Below are 8,665 nucleotides of genomic sequence, written 5' to 3' on the forward strand. Positions count from 1 at the left end.
TGAAGATGCCGTTGTCATGCCTGAGGGGTGACGACGGCAGGCCGAGGGAAAACGAATGAACATTGAGAAGTACACCGAGCGCGCGCGCGGATTCATCCAGTCTGCCCAGTCGCTCGCAATGCGCGATGGCCACCAGCAGTTCTCGCCGTTGCATTTGCTGAAAGTGCTGCTGGATGACAGCGAGGGGCTCGCCGGCGGTCTGATCGACCGCGCCGGCGGCAATTCCAGGGCGATCCTGAAAGCGACCGAAGAGGCGCTGAACAAGCTTCCGAAAGTGTCGGGAAGCGGTGCCGGGCAGGTCTACCTGTCTCCGGAGCTGGCGCGCGCCTTCGATGCGGCGAAGAAGGCCGCCGACAAGGCCGGCGACAGCTTCGTGACCGTCGAGAGGCTGCTGCTCGGGCTCGCGCTCGAGAAGAACAGCGAGGTCGCGACCATCCTGAGCAAGGGCGGCGTCACGCCGCAGAGCCTGAACGCGGCCATCAATGCGCTGCGCAAGGGACGCACGGCTGATTCGGCGACCGCCGAGAACGCCTATGACGCGCTGAAGAAATATGCCCGCGACCTGACCCAGGCTGCCCGCGACGGCAAGCTCGATCCGGTGATCGGCCGCGACGAGGAGATCCGCCGCACCATCCAGGTGCTGTCGCGGCGGACCAAGAACAATCCCGTGCTGATCGGTGAGCCCGGCGTCGGCAAGACCGCGATCGTCGAGGGCCTGGCGCTGCGCATCCTCAATGGCGACGTGCCGGAGAGCCTGAAGGACAAGAAGCTCCTGTCGCTCGACATGGGCGCGCTGATTGCTGGCGCGAAGTACCGCGGCGAGTTCGAGGAGCGGCTAAAGGCCGTGCTGCAGGAGGTCTCGTCCGCCGAGGGCGGCATCGTCCTGTTCATCGACGAGATGCACACGCTGATCGGCGCCGGCAAGGCCGACGGCGCGATGGACGCGTCCAACCTCTTGAAGCCCGCGCTTGCCCGCGGCGAGCTGCACTGCATCGGCGCGACTACGCTCGACGAGTACCAGAAGCATGTCGAGAAGGACGCCGCGCTGGCGCGGCGGTTCCAGCCGATCTATGTCAGCGAGCCCACGGTCGAGGACACGATCTCGATCCTGCGCGGCTTGAAGGACAAGTACGAGCAGCATCACGGCGTCCGTATCGCCGACTCCGCGTTGGTGGCGGCGGCCACGCTGTCGAACCGCTACATCACCGACCGCTTCCTGCCCGACAAGGCCATCGACCTGATGGACGAGGCCGCGGCGCGGCTGAAGATGCAGGTCGATTCCAAGCCGGAAGAGCTCGACTCACTCGACCGCGACATCATCCGGCTCAAGATCGAGCAGGAGGCGCTGAAGAAGGAGAGCGATGCCGGCTCCAAGAGCCGCCTGCAGACGCTGGAGAAGGAGCTTGCCGAGCTCGAGGAGCGGTCGGCGGCGCTGACGGCGCGCTGGAGCGCGGAGAAGAACAAGCTCTCCAACGCGCAGAAGCTGAAGAGTGAACTCGATGCGCTCCGCGTCGAGCTGGCCAACGCGCAGCGCCGCGGCGAATTCCAGAAGGCGGGCGAACTGGCCTATGGCCGGATCCCCGAGCTGGAGAAGAAGCTCGCCGAGATCGAGGCCAAGGAAGGCGGCAAGCAGAGCGACAGCGGGATGATGGAGGAGGCGGTCACCGCCAACCACATCGCGCAGGTCGTCTCGCGCTGGACCGGCGTGCCGGTCGACAAGATGCTCGAGGGCGAAAAGGACAAGCTCCTGAGAATGGAGGACTCGCTTGCCAAGCGCGTTGTCGGCCAGGCCGAAGCCGTGCATGCGGTGGCAACCGCCGTGCGCCGTGCACGCGCGGGCCTGCAGGATCCGAACCGGCCGACCGGCTCGTTCATGTTCTTAGGTCCCACCGGCGTCGGCAAGACCGAACTGACCAAGGCGCTCGCCGCCGACCTGTTCAACGACGAGACTGCGATGGTCCGGCTCGATATGTCCGAGTTCATGGAGAAGCATTCGGTCTCGCGGCTGATCGGCGCGCCTCCGGGCTATGTCGGCTACGACGAGGGCGGAGCGCTGACCGAAGCCGTGCGGCGCAGGCCCTACCAGGTAGTGCTGTTCGACGAGATCGAGAAGGCGCATCCCGACGTCTTCAACGTGCTGTTGCAGGTGCTCGATGACGGCCGACTGACCGATGGTCAGGGCCGTACCGTCGACTTCCGCAACACGCTGATCATCATGACCTCGAACCTCGGTTCGGAATTGCTGGTGAATCAGCCGGAGGGTGAGGACACGTCAGCGGTCCGCGACCAGGTGATGGGCATCGTGCGGGCGCATTTCAGGCCGGAGTTCCTGAACCGCATCGACGAGATCATCCTGTTCCACCGCCTGCAGCGGAACGAGATGGGCCGGATCGTCGAGATCCAGTTCGCGCGGCTCACCAAGCTGCTCGAGGATCGCAAGATCGAGCTCGAGCTCGACGCCAAGGCGCGGAACTGGCTCGCCGAGAAGGGCTGGGATCCCGCCTACGGCGCCCGTCCGCTGAAGCGCGTGATCCAGCGCAGCGTGCAGGATCCGCTCGCCGAGATGATCCTCGCCGGCGAGGTCAAGGACGGCGATCGCGTGGTGATCTCGGAGAAAGGCAACGTGCTGACCTTCAACGGCCAGGTGCCCAACACCGCCGAGATTGTGCAGTTCGAGGCGCCGGTCCCGAAGCGCAAGCTGAACTGATCACCTCGCCAATCTCGATGCAGTCTAAGGCGTGATGAGACTAGGTTGAGCTGGAACGGCAACGGAGATTCACCTCTCCCTTGGGAGAGGTCGGCGCGTAGCGCCGGGTGAGGGGTTACGGTCTCTCGTTAGAGCCGCGGCTCCTCACCCGATTTGCTGCGCAAATCGACCTTTCCCCGTCGGCGAGAGGTAAAGCGCGTCCGTCGCCGAACCGATTCGATCCAAACTCATCTTGCTTTAGCGATAGGCTGCATCGAGCGACGCCGGGTGATTCTTCGGTGTATCTCCCGATGTCGGGCAGTCTTACGCACGCGCGCGGCGGTTCCTCATGGGGCGCCAAGTTTTTTAATGAAACGCGGGCGGACGGCGGCCGTTTCCCATTCAGTCCGATCGGCTGGCGCGGCAACACCCATTGTGCTGCCCCCGAAAACAGAATTGGCCGGGTGCTCGCGTCGTTACGCGAAACCGCGCCGCCGATCCCTCTCAAAGGTGTATCTGATGAGCAGGGAACTTACCGCCCATAACCGGCCCGTCTATGACGAGCTCCATCCGTATGTCTATGGCTTGGCCGCCGGCCTGGTTGCATGGTTTGCGCTCGCGGCGTGGCTCCTGTTCGATCGCAAGAACGATATCGAGCTTTCGCTTGCGATGGTCAGTGTGCTGCTGTTTGTCGCGGTGCTGCTGCCGTGGCTGCTATCGCTGATCTGGCGAAAACATCGTCGTCCGCATGAAGCGCATCAGCAGACGGTCCCATTCCGCGAATGGCGCGCTGCCGATTTCGCGGTCTGGGGAAGCACGCTCAACAGCACCCATGCCACGATCGACATGTTGCTGCCGCTCGCGGCAGTCGCCTTCGGATTGACTGCAATCGGAATCGTGTTCCTGGTGTGCGCAAGCCTCGCGCCGTAGGCGGTCATTCCTGCGGGGGGCTCGGCAAAGCGGGATCATCGTCCTCGCTGGGCTCGAGTTCGGAAAGGATATCGACCAGCTCGCGAGCGCGCCCGGTCGCGAGCGGCTTGCCGGCGTTCATCAACGGCTCGTCATTGGCGAGCCAAGCCTTGGCTTCGGCGAGCTCGGTGACGGTTGCGCCGGAGGCGATGATCTTGGCGATCGTGACATCGTCGGCGTAGCCGACGGCCTTCAACACGTCGTCGCGGGTGAGCCGGGTCATGGTTGCAAATCCTCATTGGGCACAGAAACGCCATTACCCGCCGGCCACCCGGCCGGCGGGTAAGGATGCATGAGTTCAATGCCTCAGCTGTGCGTCGTGAGCCGGGGCGGATGCTGGGACATTACCCAGAGCTCGATCGCTGCAAGGATCGCGACTGCGATGCCGATGACCACGTGCACGGTCATCGGGGTGGTGCTTCCCTGGAAGCCAAGGACCCACGGCGAGACCAGCGCCCAAAGCCCGACGATGAGGTTCAGCCACTCCTCCCAGACCGCAAATGCCGCAAGCGCGGCGATCGCAAGGATCACCATGACAATGCCGACGATATGGGCGTTGGTGGAAACCGTTCCGCCGTCGAACTTGAACAGCCACGGCGACAGGAAAAGAATCGCCCCGAGGATCAGGTTCGCGACGTCACACAGCTTTGCGTTCGTCCAGTTCTCCATGACACCCTCCACTGGAGGTTTCACCTGCGAATTAACTGGACGACCGCCGTCCGGGTTCCGGTCTTGTTCCACGAAATTTGGCGGAAATCGCCGCCGCCAGGGGCCTCCGGCGGCGGGCGTTTCGACGCGGCAATCAGCCGCCAGAGGGAGCGCGGCGGCGTGGTCAGGCGGCCCGTGTGGCCCCGGGGGAACGATCAGCGGTTGCTGGTGGACCGCGCCATCGGGGCGCTGCCGGTGGCGTCGGAGACGATGCGCGCGCTGCCGCGGCTGTTCATCTGGGCGTCGATCCGGTCGCGCTCCTTTTCGAAGGCCGCCAGCATCGGGCCTTCCAGCGAACGGCCGCGCGGCAGTTTCACGCGCATTGGATCGACGAAGCGGCCGTTGACCAGGATTTCGTAGTGAACGTGGGGACCGGTCGATTGACCGGTCGAGCCGACGAAGCCGATCACCTGGCCCTGCCGCACCTTCTTGCCGACCTCCATGCCCTTGGCGAAGGCCGACAAATGGCCGTAGGCGGTCTCGTAGCCGTTGGCGTGCTTGATCCGGATATACTTGCCGTAGCCGCCCTCGAGCCCGGCCTTCTCGACCACGCCGTTGCCGGAGGCGAAGATCGGCGTACCGTAGGCGGTTGCCCAGTCGACGCCGGTGTGCATCTTCACATAGCCGAGGATCGGGTGGCGCCGGGCGCCGAAGCCCGAGCGCATGATCGCGTTGTTGACCGGTTTGCGCACTAGGAACTTCTTCGCGCTCTTTCCGGTCTCGTCATAGTAGTCGACCAGTCCGTCGTCGGAACTTTGGAAGCGGTAATATTTCTTGGTCTCGCCGCCCACCGTCAGTGCGGCATAGAGCACCTCGGTCTTGTCGGTGCTCGTCGTGCCTTCGTCCTCGCCGGCATAGAACACGTCGAAGGAATCGCCGGGCTGCACCTTGCGCTGGAAGTCGACGTCGTAGGAGTAGATTCGGACCATGTCCTCGATGACCGTCGGCGGCACCTTGTTGCGCAGCGCAGTCTCGTAAATGCTCTGATAGAGCCGCACGCCGCTGCCATCATCCTCATCGTCGTCGTCGCTGGAATTGTCAGCGGTGTCGGTGACCGTGTTCATGCTCTGCACGTCGACGGCGACGTATTTGCCCATGTCGGACAGCGCGGCCACGGCTTCGATGACCGAGTCGTTGGCGACGATCACGCGCCAGGGCTGCAGCCGCACGCCCGGTCCCGGGGCGGCCGGCGCCATCAGAATCCGCACCTTCTGGCCTTCCTTCAGGCCACCGTCGCGGCCGCGCGGACCGAGATTCGCGGCGATCGCCTTGGCTTCCTCGGGCGTCGCGCCCTGATCGCGCAGGATCGAGACGATGGTGTCGCCCTTCTTGACGACGTGGACCCGCTCGCCGACCGGATTGCCGCCGGTGGCCTGCTCCTTGGTCTTCGGCAGCAGGGTGACGTTTTCCGGCACCACACGGGTCTCGAAGCCCGCATAGGGATCGGAGACGTTGCCCTCGGTGGCGTAGGCCATTCTCATGTCCGAGGCGCCGGTCGCATCGGCCGCGGCATTGGCAAGCGTGTAACGCACCGATCTGCCGGAGCCGTGCCAGTTGGCGGCGTCGCGCACCCGCATCAGAACATCGTCGAGCGGGACGACGGCGGCGAGCTTCGCCTTCGGCAGCACGCTGCCCAGATCCTTGGTGATGAAAGAGACCTCGGCGTCGGGCTCGACCGCTTCGGGATTGTTGGGGTCCTCGGCCGTGGCCGGCGTGTCGGTGCCGACGTCGGCCAGAAGGCGCTGCGCGTTGAACGGCGGGACCTTCGCCGACAGATCGCTCGTGGTCATCGCGAGATTGCCGGAAATGCGGATAAAGGGCCGCACCCGCATCACGTCGCGATTGCCGACGCGGGTCACGGTCGAGACACGCATCAAGATGCGGGAGGCGGATGAATCGCTCGGTGGCGGCAAGCGATCGCCCTTGTGCAAGCTGACCACGCGATCATTGGCGCCGAGAGCGCCGCGCAGCGCGCTTTCGACGCGCTCGGGCACCTTGGCGAATGTCATCTCGCCGTCGAGCGACGCAAAAACGGCGCCGCCGATGAGGGCCGCGCCACATAGTCCAGTCAGAATCGTGCCGCTGAACCATTGAACGGAAACACGGCGGCGATCGATCACCGCAGCCTCGGTACCGTCGACGGAAAGCGGCGGTTCGTGGCCGAGATCGATCATCCCGGTCTCGCGCCCATAGCCGCTGCCGCGTGACGCCCGTTGGCTCAACCCAGTGTCCCCCCAAATTCCACCAACATTCGATAGACCCCGGCTCGCGCTCGTCTTCCGTCTTTGCCCTTTAGAGAGCGATTGCGGCAGCGTGGCGAGCTCCACGCATCGAAGTCCTGGAGATGATGGCCTTAGCTAGCCGTGATCTCGAACGTCAATGGTGTGCAGATCTCTCGAAGTTGCTCGACCGTGAAGAGGAGAGGCGACGGGTTCATGGAGAAATCGCCAGCTCCCCCGGAAAAAACCGCTCGAGCCCCCACTGGTTTCGCGCGGTTCAGTGCATAACCATAGTCAGAACGTCGCAGGATTGTGGCTCAAGTGCGGCGTAAGGTCCCCAAAAATCAGGGACTTTTCCGCACCTGAAAAAAGTTCGTCGTCGTGCGACGATTTTCTGACAATGGGCGTTGACAAGCCGGAAGGGGCCGGCCTATAAGGCACCCACTGAGCGCGGCGCTGCATTGGCCCTCGGGGCCAAGGCAAGCATTCGCGCCCTTGATGCTCCTCACTTCGATGAGTGACGCAACGGTCGGCCTAGTATAGGTCGGCTGGGGTTCACCGTCGGTTGCTGAGGGCGGAACCACCCTATAGGGTGTGGGGTCTCTAGATCCCGGGCTGTTTGACAAGTGAAGATGAAGAAAGAGAAACGTGGACGGCGGAGTCCTTGCGTCTCTCGGAATGCCTGAAAGCTTCGGCTTTCATCTTCTGAGAGTGGACGAAAGACTTCGGCGGTACACGTTTTAAAGGTTACACCATCGCTGCCAGCGATGTGAATCGTGGGCAGCTTGCCGGTTTCGGCCGGCGAAGAATGGTGGGACCTCGTCAAACGTTGTGATCAGCCGGTTCAAGGTTTCAAGTCCAACTTGAGAGTTTGATCCTGGCTCAGAGCGAACGCTGGCGGCAGGCTTAACACATGCAAGTCGAGCGGGCGTAGCAATACGTCAGCGGCAGACGGGTGAGTAACGCGTGGGAACGTACCTTTTGGTTCGGAACAACTGAGGGAAACTTCAGCTAATACCGGATAAGCCCTTACGGGGAAAGATTTATCGCCGAAAGATCGGCCCGCGTCTGATTAGCTAGTTGGTGAGGTAATGGCTCACCAAGGCGACGATCAGTAGCTGGTCTGAGAGGATGATCAGCCACATTGGGACTGAGACACGGCCCAAACTCCTACGGGAGGCAGCAGTGGGGAATATTGGACAATGGGCGCAAGCCTGATCCAGCCATGCCGCGTGAGTGATGAAGGCCCTAGGGTTGTAAAGCTCTTTTGTGCGGGAAGATAATGACGGTACCGCAAGAATAAGCCCCGGCTAACTTCGTGCCAGCAGCCGCGGTAATACGAAGGGGGCTAGCGTTGCTCGGAATCACTGGGCGTAAAGGGTGCGTAGGCGGGTCTTTAAGTCAGGGGTGAAATCCTGGAGCTCAACTCCAGAACTGCCTTTGATACTGAAGATCTTGAGTTCGGGAGAGGTGAGTGGAACTGCGAGTGTAGAGGTGAAATTCGTAGATATTCGCAAGAACACCAGTGGCGAAGGCGGCTCACTGGCCCGATACTGACGCTGAGGCACGAAAGCGTGGGGAGCAAACAGGATTAGATACCCTGGTAGTCCACGCCGTAAACGATGAATGCCAGCCGTTAGTGGGTTTACTCACTAGTGGCGCAGCTAACGCTTTAAGCATTCCGCCTGGGGAGTACGGTCGCAAGATTAAAACTCAAAGGAATTGACGGGGGCCCGCACAAGCGGTGGAGCATGTGGTTTAATTCGACGCAACGCGCAGAACCTTACCAGCCCTTGACATCCCGGTCGCGGACTCCAGAGACGGAGTTCTTCAGTTCGGCTGGACCGGAGACAGGTGCTGCATGGCTGTCGTCAGCTCGTGTCGTGAGATGTTGGGTTAAGTCCCGCAACGAGCGCAACCCCCGTCCTTAGTTGCTACCATTTAGTTGAGCACTCTAAGGAGACTGCCGGTGATAAGCCGCGAGGAAGGTGGGGATGACGTCAAGTCCTCATGGCCCTTACGGGCTGGGCTACACACGTGCTACAATGGCGGTGACAATGGGATGCTAAGGGGCGACCCTTCG

5 protein-coding genes and 1 rRNA gene (1 of these 6 running past the window's edge) are annotated in these 8,665 nt (G+C 62.6%); 3 read left to right on the plus strand and 3 right to left on the minus strand.

Going from position 1 to position 8,665, the window contains the following annotated elements:
• Positions 1-55 precede the first annotated feature (55 nt).
• Positions 56-2,707, plus strand: coding sequence for an ATP-dependent chaperone ClpB (gene clpB / locus MTX23_RS04185; protein WP_280975375.1), 2,652 nt, complete (start codon positions 56-58; stop codon positions 2,705-2,707).
• A 498-nt stretch (positions 2,708-3,205) separates the two neighbouring features.
• A complete protein-coding gene (locus tag MTX23_RS04190) occupies positions 3,206-3,616 on the plus strand; it encodes a hypothetical protein (RefSeq protein ID WP_280975376.1) in 411 nt (136 codons plus the stop codon).
• A gap of 4 nt (positions 3,617-3,620) precedes the next feature.
• Here the strand turns inward: MTX23_RS04190 and MTX23_RS04195 are convergent, their stop codons facing one another.
• The 3 genes from MTX23_RS04195 to MTX23_RS04205 form a co-directional block, all read right to left on the minus strand.
• Positions 3,621-3,878: a hypothetical protein gene (locus MTX23_RS04195; RefSeq protein WP_280975377.1), complete on the minus strand. Its 258-nt coding sequence runs from the start codon at positions 3,876-3,878 to the stop codon at positions 3,621-3,623.
• 83 nt (positions 3,879-3,961) lie between these two features.
• Positions 3,962-4,324, minus strand: a complete 363-nt coding sequence (locus tag MTX23_RS04200) for an SPW repeat protein (protein WP_280975378.1) — start codon at positions 4,322-4,324, stop codon at positions 3,962-3,964.
• A 194-nt stretch (positions 4,325-4,518) separates the two neighbouring features.
• The gene (locus MTX23_RS04205) at positions 4,519-6,585 is read right to left on the minus strand and encodes a M23 family metallopeptidase (protein ID WP_280975379.1); all 2,067 of its coding nucleotides are present in this window, start codon (positions 6,583-6,585) and stop codon (positions 4,519-4,521) included.
• Positions 6,586-7,441: 856 nt separating this feature from the next.
• On the opposite strand from MTX23_RS04205, the gene MTX23_RS04210 reads away from it, so the two are divergent.
• Positions 7,442-8,665 (plus strand): 16S ribosomal RNA (locus MTX23_RS04210) (it continues 265 nt past the right edge of the window).

This window comes from Bradyrhizobium sp. ISRA436 (assembly GCF_029910015.1).
GTDB lineage: Bacteria > Pseudomonadota > Alphaproteobacteria > Rhizobiales > Xanthobacteraceae > Bradyrhizobium.